18 protein-coding genes and 1 pseudogene are annotated in these 18,675 nt (G+C 62.8%); 10 read left to right on the forward strand and 9 right to left on the reverse strand.

Going from position 1 to position 18,675, the window contains the following annotated elements:
• Window positions 1-32: 32 nt before the first annotated feature.
• Entirely contained in the window at window positions 33-287 is a 255-nt protein-coding gene (locus ACYVB7_RS19030; RefSeq protein ID WP_460510423.1) for a hypothetical protein, read from the forward strand.
• Window positions 288-310: 23 nt separating this feature from the next.
• Here the strand turns inward: ACYVB7_RS19030 and pgeF are convergent, their stop codons facing one another.
• Window positions 311-1,114 carry a peptidoglycan editing factor PgeF gene (pgeF, locus tag ACYVB7_RS19035; protein ID WP_460510425.1) on the reverse strand — a complete coding sequence of 268 codons (804 nt, stop codon included), beginning with the start codon at window positions 1,112-1,114 and terminating at the stop codon, window positions 311-313.
• Window positions 1,111-1,752, reverse strand: coding sequence for a maleylacetoacetate isomerase (maiA, locus tag ACYVB7_RS19040; RefSeq protein ID WP_460510427.1), 642 nt, complete (start codon window positions 1,750-1,752; stop codon window positions 1,111-1,113). Before maiA ends, pgeF begins: the two co-directional genes overlap by 4 nt.
• Before the next feature lie 131 nt (window positions 1,753-1,883).
• Here maiA and ACYVB7_RS19045 point away from each other — a divergent pair, with 131 nt between their 5' ends.
• Together ACYVB7_RS19045 and ACYVB7_RS19050 are read left to right on the forward strand one after the other, a co-directional pair.
• A complete protein-coding gene (locus tag ACYVB7_RS19045) occupies window positions 1,884-2,591 on the forward strand; it encodes a fumarylacetoacetate hydrolase family protein (protein WP_460510429.1) in 708 nt (235 codons plus the stop codon).
• Between the two features lie 37 nt (window positions 2,592-2,628).
• The gene (locus ACYVB7_RS19050) at window positions 2,629-3,177 is read left to right on the forward strand and encodes an NUDIX hydrolase (RefSeq protein ID WP_460510431.1); all 549 of its coding nucleotides are present in this window, start codon (window positions 2,629-2,631) and stop codon (window positions 3,175-3,177) included.
• Window positions 3,178-3,198: 21 nt separating this feature from the next.
• On the opposite strand, the gene uraH is transcribed toward ACYVB7_RS19050, so the two are convergent.
• The gene (gene uraH, locus ACYVB7_RS19055) at window positions 3,199-3,552 is read right to left on the reverse strand and encodes a hydroxyisourate hydrolase (protein WP_460510433.1); all 354 of its coding nucleotides are present in this window, start codon (window positions 3,550-3,552) and stop codon (window positions 3,199-3,201) included.
• 89 nt (window positions 3,553-3,641) lie between these two features.
• Between uraH and ACYVB7_RS19060 the strand changes: the two genes are divergently transcribed.
• From ACYVB7_RS19060 to ACYVB7_RS19075, 4 genes are all read left to right on the forward strand, one after another.
• Entirely contained in the window at window positions 3,642-4,343 is a 702-nt protein-coding gene (locus ACYVB7_RS19060; protein ID WP_460510435.1) for a GntR family transcriptional regulator, read from the forward strand.
• Window positions 4,340-5,302, forward strand: a complete 963-nt coding sequence (gene puuE, locus ACYVB7_RS19065) for a polysaccharide deacetylase family protein (RefSeq protein ID WP_460510437.1) — start codon at window positions 4,340-4,342, stop codon at window positions 5,300-5,302. Before ACYVB7_RS19060 ends, puuE begins: the two co-directional genes overlap by 4 nt.
• Before the next feature lie 10 nt (window positions 5,303-5,312).
• On the forward strand, window positions 5,313-7,157 hold the full coding sequence (gene uraD, locus ACYVB7_RS19070; RefSeq protein ID WP_460510439.1) for a 2-oxo-4-hydroxy-4-carboxy-5-ureidoimidazoline decarboxylase: 1,845 nt from the start codon (window positions 5,313-5,315) through the stop codon (window positions 7,155-7,157).
• A gap of 61 nt (window positions 7,158-7,218) precedes the next feature.
• Window positions 7,219-8,520, forward strand: a complete 1,302-nt coding sequence (locus tag ACYVB7_RS19075; RefSeq protein ID WP_460510441.1) for a zinc-binding metallopeptidase family protein — start codon at window positions 7,219-7,221, stop codon at window positions 8,518-8,520.
• 21 nt (window positions 8,521-8,541) lie between these two features.
• On the opposite strand, the gene ACYVB7_RS19080 is transcribed toward ACYVB7_RS19075, so the two are convergent.
• The 5 genes from ACYVB7_RS19080 to ACYVB7_RS19100 all read right to left on the reverse strand — a co-directional run bounded on the left by ACYVB7_RS19080 (window position 8,542) and on the right by ACYVB7_RS19100 (window position 13,317).
• Entirely contained in the window at window positions 8,542-9,294 is a 753-nt protein-coding gene (locus ACYVB7_RS19080) for a sugar ABC transporter ATP-binding protein (protein WP_460510443.1), read from the reverse strand.
• Window positions 9,295-9,360: 66 nt separating this feature from the next.
• A complete protein-coding gene (locus ACYVB7_RS19085) occupies window positions 9,361-10,308 on the reverse strand; it encodes a sugar ABC transporter substrate-binding protein (protein ID WP_460510446.1) in 948 nt (315 codons plus the stop codon).
• A gap of 29 nt (window positions 10,309-10,337) precedes the next feature.
• Entirely contained in the window at window positions 10,338-11,285 is a 948-nt protein-coding gene (locus ACYVB7_RS19090) for an ABC transporter permease (RefSeq protein ID WP_460510448.1), read from the reverse strand.
• Window positions 11,286-11,305: 20 nt separating this feature from the next.
• On the reverse strand, window positions 11,306-12,799 hold the full coding sequence (locus tag ACYVB7_RS19095; protein WP_460510450.1) for a xylulokinase: 1,494 nt from the start codon (window positions 12,797-12,799) through the stop codon (window positions 11,306-11,308).
• Window positions 12,800-12,954: 155 nt separating this feature from the next.
• Window positions 12,955-13,317 (reverse strand): aminoglycoside phosphotransferase/kinase family protein, encoded by a 363-nt coding sequence (locus ACYVB7_RS19100; RefSeq protein ID WP_460510452.1) that lies wholly within the window; start codon window positions 13,315-13,317, stop codon window positions 12,955-12,957.
• A gap of 357 nt (window positions 13,318-13,674) precedes the next feature.
• Here ACYVB7_RS19100 and ACYVB7_RS19105 point away from each other — a divergent pair, with 357 nt between their 5' ends.
• The 3 genes from ACYVB7_RS19105 (at window position 13,675) to ACYVB7_RS19115 (ending at window position 18,280) form a co-directional block, all read left to right on the forward strand.
• A complete protein-coding gene (locus ACYVB7_RS19105; protein WP_460510454.1) occupies window positions 13,675-14,979 on the forward strand; it encodes a PQQ-dependent sugar dehydrogenase in 1,305 nt (434 codons plus the stop codon).
• Between the two features lie 458 nt (window positions 14,980-15,437).
• The gene (locus ACYVB7_RS19110) at window positions 15,438-16,349 is read left to right on the forward strand and encodes an alpha/beta fold hydrolase (RefSeq protein WP_460510456.1); all 912 of its coding nucleotides are present in this window, start codon (window positions 15,438-15,440) and stop codon (window positions 16,347-16,349) included.
• A gap of 251 nt (window positions 16,350-16,600) precedes the next feature.
• Window positions 16,601-18,280: a PAS domain S-box protein gene (locus tag ACYVB7_RS19115; RefSeq protein WP_460510458.1), complete on the forward strand. Its 1,680-nt coding sequence runs from the start codon at window positions 16,601-16,603 to the stop codon at window positions 18,278-18,280.
• A 6-nt stretch (window positions 18,281-18,286) separates the two neighbouring features.
• On the opposite strand, the pseudogene ACYVB7_RS19120 reads toward ACYVB7_RS19115, so the two are convergent.
• Window positions 18,287-18,675: pseudogene (locus tag ACYVB7_RS19120) on the reverse strand (methyl-accepting chemotaxis protein); the annotation flags it as partial.

The following is an 18,675-nucleotide window of genomic DNA, read 5'->3' on the forward strand; positions in this document are numbered from 1 at the left end:
CTGACACGTTCATTTTCTACCTGTTCCATCCCATGTACCTTGTGGCTATTGCGTGGCTCTATGTGGCCGTGATGATGACCGTGGCCGAAGCCACCCACCCCACGGGCACGCTGCTGGGTGCAGCGATGACCTTCCTGCTGTACGGGGCGCTGCCCGTGGCCTTGTTGATGTACATCCTGAACACCCCCCACCGGCGCCGGGCACGCAAAGCGGCCGAACAGGCGCAGACACCGTCCGCACCGCCCACGCCATCTGAAATGCCCCCCTCGCCCCCACCTCAGCCCTGACACCGACGCACCGCACACAGACCTCACGCAGCCCCCTCACGCCAGATGCAGGCGGCCATGCGCCCGGTACCGCCGGGGGTGCTGCCGTCGCGACGGTGCGAGAACCACACCTCGGGCTGAGACGCTGTACACCAGGGCAACGAACCGTCGTTGCCATGCACCGACTCCACCCCCAACTGGGCCAGCCGCCAGCGGGCCAAGGCCATCAGGTTGCACCAGTATTTGCCCTCCACCTTGGCATGCGGCACAAACCACGGCGCCCCCAACACCTCGGTGGACCAGCGGCAGGCAAAGGTGTCTCGAACGTCATCCCCCACCTCGAACCGGGTCGGCCCGATGCACGGCCCCAGCCAGGCGGTGAGCTCCCCTGCCGGGATGTCGGCAAAAGCGGCCACCGTGGTGTCGAGCACCCCGAACACCAGCCCCCGCCAGCCCGCGTGCGCCGCGGCCACCTGGCGGCCATGTCGGTCACACAGCAGAACGGGCAAGCAGTCGGCCACCATCATGGTGCAGGCTACACCCTCGTCGGTGGTGGTGGCGGCGTCACCCACGGTGCCATCGGGCGTCTGGCCATGCACGGGCACGCAGACCACGCCATGCACCTGGTTGAAAAACACCGGCCGGGCCTGGATGTGGGCCGCCAGTTGGGCGCGATTGGCGGTCACGGCCTGCGGATCGTCGCCCACATGCGTGGCCAAGTTGAAACCGCGATGCCCGCCGACCGAAGCCCCCGGCTGGCGCGACGTCATCACCGCCCGCACACCGGGCGGCAACGGCCAGTCCATGGGCCAGAACCCTTGGGCCTCAGGCATGGACAGTGGGCTCAAGCATCGGCATCCGGGCACGCCGAAGGCTGGGCCTTCTGGAACGCCTCCAGCGCCATGCAGGCATCGAACACCCGCAAAACCTGCGGCAGCCCGTCCAGGGGCACGGCAAACCGTTGGGCGTTGAAAATTTGGGGCACCAGCACACAGTCGGCCAAGGTCACCTGGTCACCATGGCAAAAACGCCCCTGCGGCCCGGTGGCGAGCGCCTTTTCAAAGGCCTCCAGCCCCTGACGCACCCAATGGGCGTACCACTGGTTTTTTTGCACCTCGGACAGGCCCATGTCCTTCACCAGGTACTTGAGCACGCGCAGGTTGTTGAGCGGGTGGATTTCGCACGCGACCGACAACGCCAGGGCCCGCACCCGTGCGCGGCCCGCGGCGTCCGCAGGCAGCAAGGGGGGGTTGGGGTGGGTTTCTTCCAGGTACTCCAGGATGGCCAGCGACTGCGTGAGCCGCTCGCCCCCATCGGTTTCCAGCATGGGCACCAGCGGGTCGGCCACCAGCTCGGCATAACCGGCTTGCTGATGCTCGGCCTTGGCCAGGTGCACGGGAACGTAGTCAAACGGCAGGCCCTTGAGGGCCAGGGCAATCCGAACGCGGAACGAGGCCGACGATCGGAAGTAGTTGTACAGCTTCATGCTGCACAGCATATACCGGCCTGATGACCGATTTGACTGCGGCCCACCCCTCTCAGGGATAACACCCACCGCCACGACCCCACCTCGCCAACACGGTAAGCTGTGGCATTCCGATGCCCTCCCGTTGCACCATGTCCTCTGCCGCCGAATTTGCCGTTCCCGCCCCCGGGCTGACCACTGTCGAGGTGGTGGGCTCCAACGCCGTCTTCCCCGTGCACCGCGTGTACTGCGTGGGCCGCAACTACGAAGAGCACGCCAAGGAAATGGGCTTCACCGGGCGTGAACCCCCGTTTTTCTTCCTCAAGCCTGCCGACGCCGTGGTGCCCGCCCACGGCAGCGACCCGGTCACCATGCACTACCCCCCACTCACCCAGAACCTGCACCACGAGGTGGAGCTGGTGGTGGCCATTGGCAAGGGCGGGCGCAACATCCCGGCGGCGCAGGCGCTGGACCATGTGTTCGGCTACGCCGTGGGCCTGGACATGACCCGGCGCGACCTGCAAAACGACATGAAGAAGCAAGGCCGCCCCTGGTGCATTGGCAAGGCGTTTGACGAATCGGCTCCGCTGGGACCCATCAGCCCTGCGGCCACGGTGCCCCAGGTGGCGCAAGCCGCCATCACCCTCACCGTGAACGGCAGCCCCCGCCAGGGCAGCGCCGTGTCCAAGCTGATCTGGAACATTGCCGAGACCATCGAGCACCTGTCCGCCGCGTGGACCTTGCAGCCCGGCGACCTGATCTTCACCGGCACCCCCGAAGGCGTGGCCGCCGTGGTGCCGGGCGACGTGTTGCATGCCCAGGTGGAAGGCCTGGTGCCCCTGACCGTGCACGTGGCCTGAGTCACCCCGCCCGATTCACCACCTTGGGAGCCCCACCGTGAGCAACATCCAGCACTGCCGCCGCTGTGGTGCGGCGGTGGTCCATCGCCTGCCCGACGATGGCGACACCCGCACCCGCGCCGTCTGCCCCTGCTGCCACACCGTGCATTACGAAAACCCGCTCAACGTGGTGGGCACGGTGCCCTTCTGGGGCGAACGGGGCGAGCAGGTGCTGCTGTGCAAGCGCAACATCGAACCCCGCCATGGGTTCTGGACCCTGCCCGCGGGCTTCATGGAGCTGGGGGAAACCACGTCGTCAGGGGCCGCCCGCGAGACCGACGAGGAAGCCGGGGCTCAGATTGAGCTGTTGGGCCTGTTCACCCTGATGAACGTCAAGCGTGTGGGCCAGGTGCACCTGTACTACCGCGCCAAACTGCTGAGCCTGGACTTCGACCCCGGGCACGAAACCCAGGAGGTGCAGCTGTTCACCGAAGACACCATCCCGTGGGACCAGCTGGCCTTCACCACCGTCAAACAAACCCTGCGCCACTACTTTGACGACCTGCGCCAGGGCGCATTCCAGATCCACACCACCGACATCGACTGAGGCGGGTGCCCAACCGCCCCCTCACGAACCCCGGTAGGTGCTGTAACTCCAGGGGCTGACCAGCAGCGGCACGTGGTAGTGCTGGCTGGGGTCGGCCACCCCAAAGTCCAGCGCCACCTGGTCCAGGAAGTTGGGCTCGGGCAAGACCACCCCCTTGGCGGCAAAGTAGCCCTTCACGTCAAACACCAGGCGGTAGGTGCCCACGGCCAGGCTGGCGTTGTCCAGCAGCGGGCCGTCGGGGTTGCGACCGTCGGCGTTCAGCTGCAACTCGCGCAGCAGTCGGGTCTCACCGGCCTGGGTGGCGTAAAACCTCACCCGCATGCCCCCGGCGGGGCAGCCGTGCATGGTGTCCAGGACGTGGGTGCTCAGGCCCATGGCAGTTCTCCAATGTTCGGTTGACGGCAAAGTGTATACACTTTCCATCCATCACCTTTCCGCGAACGCCCCCACCCAGCCCCCGTTCCATGAGCGCCGCGCCCTCCTCCCGCACCCCGGCGGTGTCATCGGCATCCAGCACCGCCCGCATCGTTGAATCGCTCACCCGCGCCATCGTCGAGCACCGCCTGGCCCCCGGCACCAAACTGGCCGAACAGAAGCTGGCCGACCAGTTTGGCGTGTCGCGCACGCTGGTGCGCCAGGCGCTGTTCCAGATGACGCGCAACCGCCTCATCCGCATGGAGCCCGCCCGGGGGGCCTTTGTGGCCACGCCGTCGGCCGACGAGGCGCGGCAGGTGTTTGCGGTGCGCCGCATGCTGGAGGCGTCCATGGTGCGCGAGTTTGTTCGCCAGGTCCGCCCGGCGCAGATCAAGGCGCTCAAGGCCCACGTTCGGCAGGAAAAACAGGCCGTGGCCCGGCAGGACGTGTCGGGCCGCACCGAGCTGCTGGCCGACTTTCACGTGCGCGTGGCCGAGCTCATGGGCAACCAGGTGCTGGCGCAGCTGCTGGACGAGCTGCTGTCGCGCTGCGCCCTCATCACCCTCATGTACCAAAGCACCAGCGCCGCCGAGCACTCCAGCGAGGAACACGCCGCCATCGTCAACGCCCTGGCCGCCAAGGATGAGGCCCTGGCCGTGCGCCTGATGGACGAACACCTGCAGCATGTGGAACAAAGCTTGCATTTCGACCGCAAGCTGCCCAGCAACGACATTTCCATGGCCCTCTCATGACCTACGACACCACCCGCCCCTACCCCCGCGACCTGGTCGGCCATGGCCGCGACGTGCCCCACGCCCGCTGGCCGGGCGGTGCCCGCGTGGCCGTGCAGTTCGTCCTGAACTACGAGGAAGGCGGCGAGAACTGCGTGCTGCACGGCGATGCGGCCAGCGAAACCTTTCTGTCCGAAATGTTCAACCCCGCGGCCTTTCCCGCCCGGCACATCAGCATGGAGGGCATTTACGAATACGGCTCTCGTGCCGGGGTGTGGCGCATCCTGCGCGAGTTCGAGCGGCGCGGCCTGCCGCTGACGGTGTTCGGCGTGACCACGGCGCTGGAGCGCCACCCGGACGTGACCGCCGCCTTTGCCGAACTGGGCCACGAGATTGCCTGCCATGGCTGGAAGTGGATCCACTACCAGAACCTGGACGAGTCGATTGAACGTGAGCACATGGCCCTGGCCATGGAGACCCTGGCCCGCATCACGGGCGACCAAAACCGCCAGTTGCACGGCGCGGGCTGGTACACCGGCCGCGACAGCCCCAACACCCGCCGCCTGGTGGCCGACTTCGGCGGCTTCGAGTACGACAGCGACTACTACGGCGACGACCTGCCCTTCTGGATGAAGGTGCAAAAGTCCGACGGCAGCGTGGTGCCCCAACTCATCGTGCCCTACACGCTGGACTGCAACGACATGCGCTTTTCGCTGCCTCAGGGCTACAGCCACGCCGACCCGTTCTTCCAGTACATGAAGGACAGCTTTGACGCGCTGTACGCCGAGGGTGATCCGGCGGACCTGGACCGCCCCAAGATGTTGAGCATCGGCATGCACTGCCGCCTGCTGGGCCGCCCCGGGCGCATCACCGCGCTGCAGCGGTTCCTGGACCACATCCAGCGCCATGAAGGCGTGTGGATCACCCGTCGGGTGGACATTGCCCGCCACTGGAAAGCCACCCACCCCTTCCCCGGCTGAGCCCTGCACCATGACCATCCCCCTCACCCTGGCCCGACTCAACGCCGCACCGCCCGATGTGGCGGCCAAGATGCTCGACGGCCTGTACGAACACACGCCCTGGATCGTGGGCCAGTCCATGGCGCACCGGCCTTTCAAATCGCTCTCACATTTGAAGCACACATTGACCGTGGTTCTTGCGGAGGCAGGCCCTGAGGCTCAAAAAGAGCTGATCCGTGCCCACCCGGAACTCGCGGGCAAGGCCATGGTGGCCCAGACCCTCACCGCCGAATCGACGAACGAGCAGCAAAAGGCGGGCCTCACGCAGTGCACACCCGAGGAATTTGCCCACCTCCAGCACCTGAACGCCGCCTACAACGCCAAGTTCGGCTGGCCCTTCATCCTGGCGGTGCGCGGCCCGCGGGGCACGGGCCTGAGCAAGCAGCAGATCATCCACACCCTGGAACGCCGCCTGCAAGGCCACCCCGACTTCGAGCTGGCCGAGTGCATCCGCAACATCCACCGCATTGCCGAAATCCGCCTGAACGACAAGTTTGGCGTGGAGCCCACGCTGGGCCAGCAGGTGTGGGACTGGCAGGAACAACTCGCCCGCCACGCCGACCCGGGCTGTGCCGAGTTGGGGCAACTGACCGTCACCTACCTGACCGACGCCCACCGCGCCTGCGCCGCCGACCTCCAGCGCTGGATGCACGACTGCGGCTTCGACGAGGTGCACCTGGACGCCGTGGGCAACGTGGTGGGCCGGTTTCACCCGGCCCCCACGCTTGCGCCTACGCCGGGCGTGGCGGCACCCTACCTGCTCACCGGCAGCCACTACGACACCGTGCGCAACGGCGGCAAGTACGACGGGCGGCTGGGCATCTTCGTGCCCATGGCCTGCGTGCGCGAACTGCACCGTGCCGGGCAACGCCTGCCCTTTGGCATTGAAGTGGTGGCCTTTGCCGAAGAAGAAGGCCAGCGTTACAAGGCCACCTTCCTGGGCTCCAGCGCCCTCACTGGCGGTTTTGACCCCGCCTGGCTGGACCAGCTGGACGCCGACGGCATCCCCCTGCGCCGCGCCATGCACCAGGCCGGGCTGTGCGCCAGCGAGGCCGATGCCGACATCCTGCCCGCCGTGGCCGCGCTGCGCCGCGACCCGGCCTGCTACCTGGGCTTTGTGGAAGTGCACATCGAACAAGGCCCCGTGCTCAACGAGCTGAACCTGCCCCTGGGCGTGGTCACCAGCATCAACGGCAGCGTGCGTTACCTGGGCGAGGTGGAGGGCCAGGCCAGCCACGCCGGCACCACGCCCATGGACCGCCGCCGCGACGCCGCCTGCGCCGTGGCCGAACTGGCGCTGTACCTGGAACAACGCGCCGCGCTGGATGGCCCAGCAGGTGAAGGTGTCGTGGCCACCATGGGCCAGCTGCAGGTGCCCAACGGCTCCATCAACGTGGTGCCCGGTGTGTGCCGCTTCAGCCTGGACATTCGGGCCCCCAGCGACGCCCAGCGCAATGCGGTGGAGCGTGACGTGCTGCAAAAATTGCAGCACATCTGCAAACGCCGGGGCCTGACCCACACGCTGGAAGAAACCCTGCGTGCCGCCGCCGCCCCCAGCGACCCCGCCTGGCAAGCCCGCTGGGAAGCCGCCGTGGACGCCCTGGGCCTGCCCGTGTTCCGCATGCCCAGCGGCGCGGGCCACGACGCCATGAAGCTGCACGAGGCCATGCCCCAGGCCATGCTGTTTGTGCGCGGCGAAAACAGCGGCATCAGCCACAACCCACTGGAAAGCACCACCGCCGACGACATGCAACGCGCCGTGGATGCCTTCAGCCACCTGCTGAACCAACTGGCACAGCCCTCAGAAATTCAATGACTTTTTGGCACCTATCGCTTTATACAAAAGCGCAAACAGCTAGCAAATATATAGCAACCCCATGACCACACACCCCACCCCCGAACTCCCCCCCACGCTCAGCGCCCAGCTTGACGCCTGGGTGGACACCCACTTTGCCGAGCAGGTGGATTTCCTGCAGCAACTGGTGCGCGTGCCCACCGACACCCCGCCGGGCAACAACGCCCCGCATGCCGAGCGCACCGCCCAGCTGCTGGCCGCCCTGGGCTACACGGTGGAAGCCTTTGCCGTGCCGCCCGAAGAGGTGCGGGCCGCGGGGCTGGAGAGCATCACCAACCTCATCGTGCGCCGTCACTTTGCCGAAGGCCCCACCATCGCCCTCAACGCCCATGGCGACGTGGTGCCCCCCGGCGAGGGCTGGACCCACCCGCCCTACGGCGGTGACGTGGTGGACGGCAAGCTGTATGGCCGCGCCTCTGCCGTGAGCAAGTGCGACTTTTCCACCTTCACCTTTGCGCTGCGGGCGCTGGAGGCCGTGGCACAGGCCCAGGGCGTGGCGCTGCGGGGCGGCGTGGAGCTGCACTTCACCTACGACGAAGAATTCGGCGGCGAGCTCGGCCCCGGCTGGCTGCTGAAACACGGCCACACCCGTCCCGACCTGATGGTGGCCGCCGGGTTCAGCTACCAGGTGGTGGTGGCCCACAACGGCTGCCTGCAGCTGGAGGTGACGGTGCAAGGCGACATGGCCCACGCCGCCATCCCCGACAGTGGCACCGACGCGCTGCAAGGCGCGGTGCACATCATGAACGCGCTGTACCAGCTCAACCGCGACTACCTGGGCGTCAGCTCCCAGGTGGAAGGCATCAGCCACCCCTACCTCAACATCGGGCTCATCCAGGGCGGCACCAACACCAACGTCATTCCCGGCAAGGTGGTGCTGAAGCTGGACCGCCGCATGATCCCCGAGGAAGACCCCGAACAGGTCGAAGCCAGCCTGCGCACCACCATCGCCCAGGCCGCCGCCAGCTTCAACCCGCCCCGCGGCGGCAAGGCCCTGCAGGTGGACGTGCGCCGCATCCTGCTGGCCCGCGCCATGCGCCCCCTGCCCGGCAACGCCCCGCTGGTGGCCGCCCTGCAGCACCACGGCCAAGCGGTGTTTGGCGAGCCCATTCCCGCCGTGGGCACCCCGCTGTACACCGACGTGCGGCTGTACGGCGAACACGGCATTCCCGGCGTGATCTACGGCGCAGGCCCCCGCACCGTGCGCGAAAGCAACGCCAAGCGGGCCGACGAACACATCGACCTGGCCGACCTGCGCCGAGCCACGAAAGTGGTGGCTCGGATGCTGGCAGACTTGTTGGCAAAAACCGACTGCATGCGTTAGGAGTTCACTGACGCATGAACGTCATTCGCTCCGGCTCACTATCAGCTGAGCCAACGCCTCTGCATCCAATCCGTTGAGAAGGCGATCCTGTCGTTTGCACCCTCCCTCCATGATCACGACCCGATCCGCGAGGGCGACCACTTCACGCATGTTGTGGCTCACAAGTATGACGGTGTGACCATTCTCTTTAAGTTTGCGAATCAAGCCAAGCACTGCAATGGATTCTTTTACACCCAATGCTGCGGTAGGTTCGTCCATCACGATGATTTGAGCTCGCCAGCGCAAGGCCCTGGAAATGGCAACCGCCTGCCGTTGTCCGCCAGACAGCTGTTCCACTGGAATAGACATGTCATTCAGGGGAACAGACAGTTGGGCCAAATACTGCCGAGCCTCGACCGCCATGCGCTGCTTGTCTAGAAAATGCAGAAAAGGCACGCCAATGGAGCGTGTCAGTTCTGAACCCATGAACACATTGGCGGCAATGGACAAGCGCGGTGCCAAAGCCAAATCCTGGTAAATGGTTGCAATACCGCTTTCCAGAGCGTCACGGGGCGTGGAAAATTGAACTTCTTTTCCGCAAAAGAACAAACTCCCAAAACTGGGACGCTCGGCACCCGAGATGATTTTTACCAAACTTGACTTGCCCGCTCCATTGTTCCCGCAAATGGCCACCACCTCGCCTTTTGCTATATCAAGATTGACTTGTTGAAGCGCAACAACCGATCCATAATGTTTACCAACATCACGGAGAGACAAGATGATTGACTTACCCATGCTACAGCTTTAATTAACCGAATTCACTCCAATCATTTTCAAAAAACCCACCCAAATATCACCGCATCATTTCAGGTATTCATGCACATTTGACCTATCAACAAGCACAGCCTCTCTGAATAAATAGGGACCTTTTGTCATTACCTCCTTTGACTTCTTCTCTACAACAACCGCTTGGATTGCATCAATGGCCTGCCTCCCCATGTCTTCAAATGGAATCGAGACAGTGGCCATCAGTGTTGAGTTGGGATCGGCAATTCGTGCATAGGTTTCTTTCCCGCCATCCACCGAGACAAACGGAATTTGCCCTTTCTTGACACCCTGGGCCTTAAGCAAATCATCTATGACATACGCCTGCCCATCAAAAGACGCCCAGACTCCATTGATTTTCCCTTGATTCTGCAACAAAAGGGCCTGCATACCTGCACGCACGTCATCGCGCCAACTTTGCGTTCGTGACATGGAGAATTTCCCAAATTCCTTGACACCCTGGTTCTCGGACAGAACGGAATCAAGCACCTTACCCCGGATTCGAGTTGCGACATTTTGATCAAATCGACTGGTGACAATATTACCCTTGTACCCCATTTGACCCAACAAATAGAGCGCAGCCTCAGCCCCAACTTTGTACTCATTGGTCTGAATATCAAACAGGGTGTGGGGGCTCGATCCCGCCATCACGGTGACAATGGGAATGCCTTTATCGTGCGCGGCCTTGAGCTTGGCTTCTGCTTCAGTGGGTTTACCCATTGCAATGACGATGGCATCAACTTGTTTGGCGATCAATGCATCAATTTGCTCGGCATGCTTGGGCAAGGAGCCCTCTGAATTGAGCACGGTTGCAGACCACCCCTTCGCTTTGGCAGCACTGGCCGCTGCATTGACAACACGGGCGTGAGTTTCCGATGAAAACTGGAAACCAATGATGCCAACCTCAAACGCATGTGCTGAGGTGGCCAGCCACAACAGCGTTGCGGCGGTGGTTCGTTCAAGGAATTTTTCGAAAGTGTCCATGATGTACCTCCAATGGGGTTGTGATTCAATCAAACCTTGAATGCTGCTTTTTTGACAGCGCTTGCCGAGAATGCGACCGATCCAACAATGGCCACACCCAAAACAATGTCCTGCATGTAATATGGCGCGCCCAACAACACCAAGCCATTGCCTGTTGCCTTGAGCACGAAAGCAGAAAAAACTGTCCCCATGACATTGGGCTTACCAGGCTGAAACATGGTCATGCCCAAAAGCGTTGAAGCCAAGGCATACAACAAATAATCACCGGCCATGCCAGGGGCGGCAGAAGATAAGTTGGCAATCAGCAGCACCGCCATCACACTGGCAAGAATGGCCGACACAGTCATTCCCAAGCGCTTCATGCGACCGATTGCGATGCCTGCTCGATAAGCCGCTTCATCGGCCTCCCCTGTTGCAGACAAATGCGCACCGATGCGTGTCCAGTTCACCCATCCGTGAGTGAACAACGTGATTGTGGCCAACCACACCAGGAGGTTCGGCACCCCAAAGCTTGTACCCCTGGCCAATCCAGTAAAGGCTACAGGCCAACTTCCCACAAACGCGACCCCTTGGGTGACCATGAAAGACAGTCCTTTGGCCATTGAGGCCGTGCCCAAAGTCATGATCAACGATGGAACACGCAATGACGTGACACCCCATCCGTTGATTAAGCCTGAGGCACAGCCCACCATCAGCGCGGCACTTGTCGCGATAAAAACCGGGTAGTTCATCTGTATAAGCCAACCACAGACAACCGCCGCAAGGCTTGCCACGTCAGCGACGGAAAGATCGATTTCTGCCACGGTCAACGCCATTGTGAACCCTGTTGCAAGAATGGCCAAAAAAGCCATTTCAGCGAGCACATTGACCAGGTTGGGAACCGATGCAAAGTTGGGGGCAAATACCATGAACAAAAAAACCATGCCCAGTCCGGCGATGGCGGTTCCAAAACGACTGATGATGGCATTGATGGGCATTAACCAGATCTCACAAATACTCAAACAGCAGCACCAATTCTCACTAGTTCATGAGAAATATTCACCAAACAACTTTCACTCTGCCGAAACAATTCAAACATGCGCCGATGAAATTCGGTTTTCTTTGGATTTGGCTCGTATCGTGATGCCACCTTGACCAATGTGTCTTGGGCCTGTTCCAGTGAGCTGAATCTCCCCAATCCAGTCCATGCCACAAGAGCCGCTCCCAACGTGCCGGGCTGAGCCGAAGCTCCCACAATGACTGGTCGCTCACAAACATCCGCTTTGATTTGTCGCCAAATGGTGTTGGATGCACCACCGCCGCCAAAGCGTATTTCAGAAACGGCATGCCCCAGTGCTGTTTCGGCACGATCCAGCACTATGCGATTCAAATACGCGACCCCCTCGAGAACAGCATGGGCAAGATCAGTTGCCCGATGTTGTCGCTGAAGCCCAATGAATGCCCCACGCAAAGCCGGATCCCAATAGGGCACACGCTCGCCTTGAAGATACGGCAAAAACAGCAACGCCTGGGGATGACGCGGAAGCTCCAACAATGCATCCAAGGTGATGCCAATGTTGCGGCTCTCAGGAACATCCTGTCCCAACAGGGAAAGCAACCAGCGCACGGTATCGGCCCCGCTTTGACTCGGGCCTCCAATTTGAAACAATCCACCCCAATCGACACAAAGCAGACCTTGCGCAGAAACGGTATTGGGGCTCATGGCACCAAAAACTTCTGTGGTGCCCGAAACATTGAACGCCACACCAGGGCGCAAGGCACCCAACCCCAAGGCAGATGCCCAAGTGTCAACGGAGCAGCAAAAGACAGGTCGGCCAACAAGTCGATCAAACGGTGCGACTGGGTCGGCGCTGACGGTACCCACCATGGCACACGGATCCATCAAGGTCGGCAAGATGCGCGTCGAGGTGCCGATGTGGCAGAAGAGATCTACACCCTGTACCTGTTCAGCAGCAGCAACAAGACGCGCCATTGACATCCTGTCACTGGCGCGTTGCCCCGTGAGGCGAAAGTTCAAATAGTCTTTGGGCTCCAGCACGGTGGCCAGTTTCCGAAACGTGGCCCCTTCTTCCATGCGAAGCCATGCCAAACGCGCAAGCGGATGAAAGGCGTTGAGGTTTGCCAACTCAGGGTGTGGTTCAGGAACATCTGCCGCCAACTGCTCAGCCAAATGACTTGCTCGACTGTCATTCCAGATGATGGCTGGGCGAAGGCTTTGCCCCTTGCTGTCCAAAAACACCTGACTGCGCGTGACCCCGCAAATGGCCACAGCTTCAACGGTGCAAAAGAGCCTGGGCTCGGCAACCGCCAGACTGCCACACGCGTGAATCAGCGCTTGCCACCACAGTTCCGGCTCTATTTCCGACCAGCCGACTTCGGAGCCGTGGATGGGGCAAGGAACAACACTTTCAGCAAGGACAACCCCTTCCTCATCGATGAGCGAGGCACGAAAGTTGGTCCCCCCCAAATCACAGGCCAGCACACAACTCATGGCCTGGACCAGGGGTCTGCAATACCCTTCAACGGTTTGGAACGGATGGAATCGTGTTGATCAGGTTTCATGGTGGTGAATGCCCCAACTCTTTGGAGAAAACACCAAGGCAGGATAACTGACGGCGATCCCGTGGCTTTCGCCTTTCACTCAGTTCAGTGAACAAAAACCCACATGGTCCATTTTTGGCGTTGATGAGGGCCTCCTGCCCGCAGCTTTCGTGGAGGCAAGCAATTGTGTTCATGCGCCACGGTGCAGCTCACCCAGTGGTGCAGCCGCCCGGCGGCTGCACCCATGTTCCACAGGTGCCGCAACTGCACAAACAAGGGCAGCGCGGCCAGGTCGGCATCACTGACTTCACCGCCGCCTGGGCGGTATCCGCGAAGGTAGTGCGCCCCACGCTCGCGCAGCACAGCGTCGGGCTCCTTGAGGCCGTTTCGAATCAAATGGGACCACGCCAACACGCACAGGTCGTAGGCCAAAAAACCGGGGCCTGCGTCGTCAAAGTCAAAAAACACCGTCGTGGGGAACCGTCCGCACCGTTGAACACATGGTTGTTGAAGCCGTGTGTGTCCCCATGGCAGACGACCCGCGTCAATCCCCCCTCCACCTGGGCCAGCTCGTCTTGCAACCGATGGATCAACTGGCGGAAGCTGGCCAAAACGTCTGTGCTCAACCCTGGGTAGGCTGACAGGTATTCCCATGGCCAGGCAGCGGTGTCCGAGGCCATGGGGTGGGGACTTCGCGGTTCACGGTGTGGCGCCGAACAGACGGTGTTGAACCTGGGCATGAGCATGGCCCCCCATGAAGACCATGGGCCACCCCGAGCGGACACTTCCCTCCTGTGCCCCAGCGCCGTGCGAGAGGTTCACCTGATGTCCAAATCAAAAGCGTTGAGCGCCGTGTTCGCGATCGCGTTGTCGGCCTGTGCCGACACACCACCACCGCCGTGGGCGCAGGGGTACGGGGCTCAGCCCGACTTGCCTGCCCCCCAGTCCTCATGGATGCCAACGGTCAACATCGCTCCAGCCCTAGGCTGGCCCGAGGGGACGGTGCCCCGGGGCGCACCCGGGACACGGGTTGGGGCATTTGCCCGTGGTCTCGAACACCCGCGTTGGCTGCATGTGTTGCCCAACGGGGATGTGCTGGTGGCTGAAACCAACACACCGCATCAGGAGACCGCCAAAGGGTTCAAAGCCTGGATCACCGGTTGGGTGATGAAGCGTGCTGGGGCTGGTGCGGCCAGCGCCAACCGCATCACCTTGCTGCGCGACACCGACGGGGATGGCGTGGCCGATGTGCGTTCGGTGTTTCTGGATGGCCTGAACTCGCCCTTCGGCATGGCATTGGTCGGGCCACACCTGTATGTGGCCGACACCGATGCGGTGCGTCGCTTTGTGTATGCCGAGGGCGACACCCGCCTGGCGTCACCGGGGGTCAGGGTGGTCGAACTGCCTGCGGGCGACATCAACCACCATTGGACCAAAAACCTGATGGCCAGCCCGGACGGCACCAAGCTCTGGGTCACGGTGGGCTCCAACAGCAACGTGGCCGAGCGTGGCATGGAGGCCGAGGCCGGACGTGCCGCCATCTGGGAGGTGGACATCGCCACCGGCAACCCGCGCGTCTTTGCCTCGGGCCTGCGCAACCCGAACGGGCTGGCCTGGGAGCCCGTCCTCGGGGCCTTGTGGACGGTGGTGAACGAGCGCGACGACCTGGGCAATGACCTGGTGCCCGATTTCATGACCTCGGTGCAAGACGGGGGGTTTTACGGCTGGCCCTACAGCTACTTTGGCCCGCATGTGGATGAGCGTGTGCAGCCCCCCAGGCCCGATCTGGTCGCCCAGGCATTGGTGCCCGACTATGCGCTGGGGGCGCACACCGCCTCACTGGGCCTGGCCTGGTCGCAGGGGAACACGCTGCCACCTGCGTTTGCCCACGGCATGTTCATTGGTCAACACGGCTCGTGGAACCGTCAGCCGCACAGTGGCTACAAAGTCATTTTTGTGCCCTTCAAGGCAGGCCAACCCGTGGGGTTGCCCATCGATGTGCTGACGGGGTTCCTGAGCGATGACGGCCAAGCATTCGGCCGTCCGGTGGGGGTAGCCCTGGATCGGCGAGGTGCGTTGCTGGTGGCCGATGACGTGGGCAATGTGGTGTGGCGTGTCGGGGCGGAATGAGGCCCGACAGGGGAAGAACGGACATCCACACATAGGTTTCGAATGGGCGCGCTGTGTGGGTTGATGCACAGACGCTGAAGCCCAGAGCCCGCACCATGGAATCAACGTTTGGCTGGGGTCTGTCCGGCTTCTTCACCACCGGCGCGGTTGACGCGATGACCCGGGGCGTTGGTGGTCTGCGCGCCTGTGCACAGGCCGTCCGATGTGAGGGGCATGACGCGTCAACACGGACTCGTCCATGTGCGGCGGGTCCTTCCACCAAGCGACTTGCGGGGGGCCTCGGCGGCCCATGGCTGTGCGCCTCGCCGTTCTGTTGACTTTGACCTGGAGAAACCCATGACCTCTGCTGCCACCCCCTTGCACTCCCCCCCCCTGCGGCTGATGGGGATCTTGCCGAACAGGCCAACCCCGGGCATGGCATTCCCTCGCAAGACCCGGACCCTGCCGCACAGACGCCCATGCCCCCGCAAGAAGAGGTGCGCGAGGCCAACTCGGTGCTGACGGGCGGCGGCATGGTGGCAGGAGCCGCCTCCGGCGGGGCCCTCGGGGTGGCCGTGGGCGGGCCTGTCGGGGTGGTGGTGGGGGTTGCACTGGGGGCCGTTGCCGGTGCATTGGGCGGTGCCGCAGCCGGGGCATCAACCCGTGCGGACGACTCCGACACCCCCCCTCAGCCCGCCGCCGCAGACGCCGTGCGCCTGCACATTGAGGACAGCGGGGGCAGCGGACGTCCGGTGGTGCTGATCCACGGCTGGCCGCTGTCTGCCCAGGCATGGGAACCGCAGGTGTCTGCACTGCGTGCCGCGGGGTATCGCGTGGTGGCCTATGACCGACGGGGCTTTGGACAATCGGACAAGCCCGCTTCCGGCTACACCTATGACACCCTGGCCGACGACTTGCATCGCGTCATGGCGCAGTGCGGGCTGCAAGACGTGACGCTGGTGGGCTTTTCAATGGGGGGCGGCGAAGTGGCCCGCTACATCGCCCGGCACGGCGAATCGCGCCTGCACAGCGTGGTGTTCGCCGCCGCCGTGCCACCTTACCTGATGGCCACGGCCGACAACCCCACGGGCCCGCTCACCCCCGAGCATGCGAAACAGCAAAGGCACGCCCTGGAACAAGACCGCCAAGCGTTTTTCGAGCAGTTCGTGAAGAACTTCTTCTCTGCCCACGGGGTGCTGAAAGTACCGAAGTCCGCATGCATTGCGGCCGTCACCCTGTGCCATCAGTCGGCACAGCATGCGGCGCTGGCTTGCATGGATGCATTCGACACAACCGATTTCCGCGATGACTTGAAACGGGTGAGCGTGCCCACGCTGGTGATCCACGGCGAAGCTGAACCGCCCCGGGTTTCGCAGAGGTCAGTTGGTTGAAGTGCCCATGCCGTCGCAGCCGATTGCTCGGTGAGTTGGCGGTGGTAATTTGCCCCCGCCTCTGCCGATGAGAGGGTGCATTTTTCCATGCAACACACCTTGGCGCCCTGCTTGGCGAGATCGGCCACTCGGAAGACAATGGCCTGAGGTTTCCTCTTGCCATGGCCTTCAGTGCCCCCGGCTTCACCGACGCCTTCTTGTTGTTCGCGCTTCGGTGCAGCAGAGGAAACTCGTTGGAACTGAGGCAAATCATGAGTGACCCCGAAAAAACACAACCACTGGCACCCCAGTCAGCCGATCTGGCCATGAGCGGAGCCTGGGCCCAAGCGCTGATTGAGCAGTCACTGGCCGGCATTTACGTGATCCAGGACGGGTGCTTTCGTTATGTCAACCAGGAGTTCGCCCGCATCTTTGGCTACGCATCACCCACCGAGTTGATCGACACCATCAAGATTTCCGAGCTGATTGCACCCGAAGAGCGCCAACGCGTGGCAGACAACGTCCGCCGCCGTACCGAAGGTCAGGTGACAGAAATGCGCTACACCTTCGTGGGCCTGCACCGGGATGGGCGGCGCATTCACGTTGAAGTGCATGGCCGGGCATCGGAGTTCCAAGGCCGCCCTGCGGTGATCGGCGTCACCCTTGACATCACCGAACGCAAGCTGGCCGAAGCCGCCAGCGACGAAAAGCTGGGTGCCTTGTTTCGCCACTCACCCCTGGGCATCGCCCTGGTGGACGAAGCGGGCACCCATCTGGAGTGCAACAACGCCTATCAGCAACTGTTGGGTTGCTCCGACGACGCGCTGAAGACCACACGCCTTTGGGACTTGATCCCCCAGCAGTTCGCCGACCGGGTGGACCACATCCGCCAATCGCTCCAGGACGAAGGCCATTACGACGCCATGGAACTGGAGTACTTGCGACCCGACGGCCTGCATGTGCCGGTGCAGACCAGCGGCGTGCGAATCACCGGGAGTGATCATCGGCACTACGTCTGGTCCATCGTCGAAAACATCACCGAACGCAAACGCCTGGAACACGAAATGGCCGAACAGGTCGTGACCCTGAGAAAGCTGAATCAGCAGTTGCAAGACACACAATCGCAATTGCTCCATGCCGAAAAAATGTCCGCGGTCGGTCAGCTGGCGGCGGGGGTGGCGCACGAAATCAACAACCCTGTGGGGTTTGTGAAATCCAACCTCGGCACATTGCAAAACTACCTGTCCGAGCTGTTGCGTCTGGTGGAAGCCTATGAAATGGCGCTGAAGCACAAACCGACAGACGATCCCGTGCGGCAACAGATCCACGACCTGGAAACCGCCATGGACTACGCCTACATCCGCGACGACACACCCAAGCTGCTTGAAGAATCGCTGGCAGGCATCGAGCGGGTCAGACGCATTGTGGCCGACCTCCGCGATTTCTCAAGACCAGGCCACGCCGACTGGCAACTGGCCCATGTTCACGATTGCCTGGACAGCGCCCTCAACATCGTGGGCCATGACGTTCGGCAAAAAGCCGAATGGGTCAAGGATTACGGCGCACTGCCGCCGATCCGCTGCATGCCTTTCCAACTCAAACAACTGTTCATGAACCTGCTGCTCAACGCTGCACAAGCCATCCCTGCACACGGCTGCATCACGCTTCGCAGCGGTGTCGAAATGGAACGGGTATGGGTTGAAGTGGAGGACACCGGAACGGGCATACCAGCCGATGTGCTGCCCCGCGTCTTCGAGCCTTTTTTCACCACCAAGCCCGTGGGCAAAGGCATGGGCCTGGGGCTGGCCGTGGCCTACGGCATCGTGCAAGCCCACTCAGGCGACATCACGGTGCGCAACAAGGTCGGCGGCGGTGGCAGCATCTTCCGTGTGACGCTGCCCATTGAGCCCCCCAACGCTTCGCGCCATGCGCCCCCTTCCCAGGGGGCGTGACGAGACTCAGAACGTTTCCCAGTCCTCATCCCCACCCTTGGCCTTGGGCGCGATGGCCGTGTTGGTGGAGGTGGCCGCTGCCGTTTCACCAGGCAGCTTGGCCGCTGGCTTGGGGGCCGCCGCCGGTTTGGCGCTGGCCTTGGCACCGGCTTGGGCCGCCGACAGCGCTTTGGCCGCCGATTTCACCGGGGCCAGAGCCCGGGTGGCGCTGGCGTGAGGGGCTTTGCGGGGCGCTGCCGCAGGTGCAGCCGCCGTGCGGCCAGCGCCTGCCCGCTGGCCGTCTTGGGCCGAGAGTTTGAACACGGCCACGGTCTGCACCAGGTCTTGCGCCTGGGTGTTGAGTGACGAGGCCGCTGCCGCCATTTCTTCCACCAGCGCCGCGTTTTGCTGGGTCA

The organism is Hydrogenophaga soli (assembly GCF_054777695.1).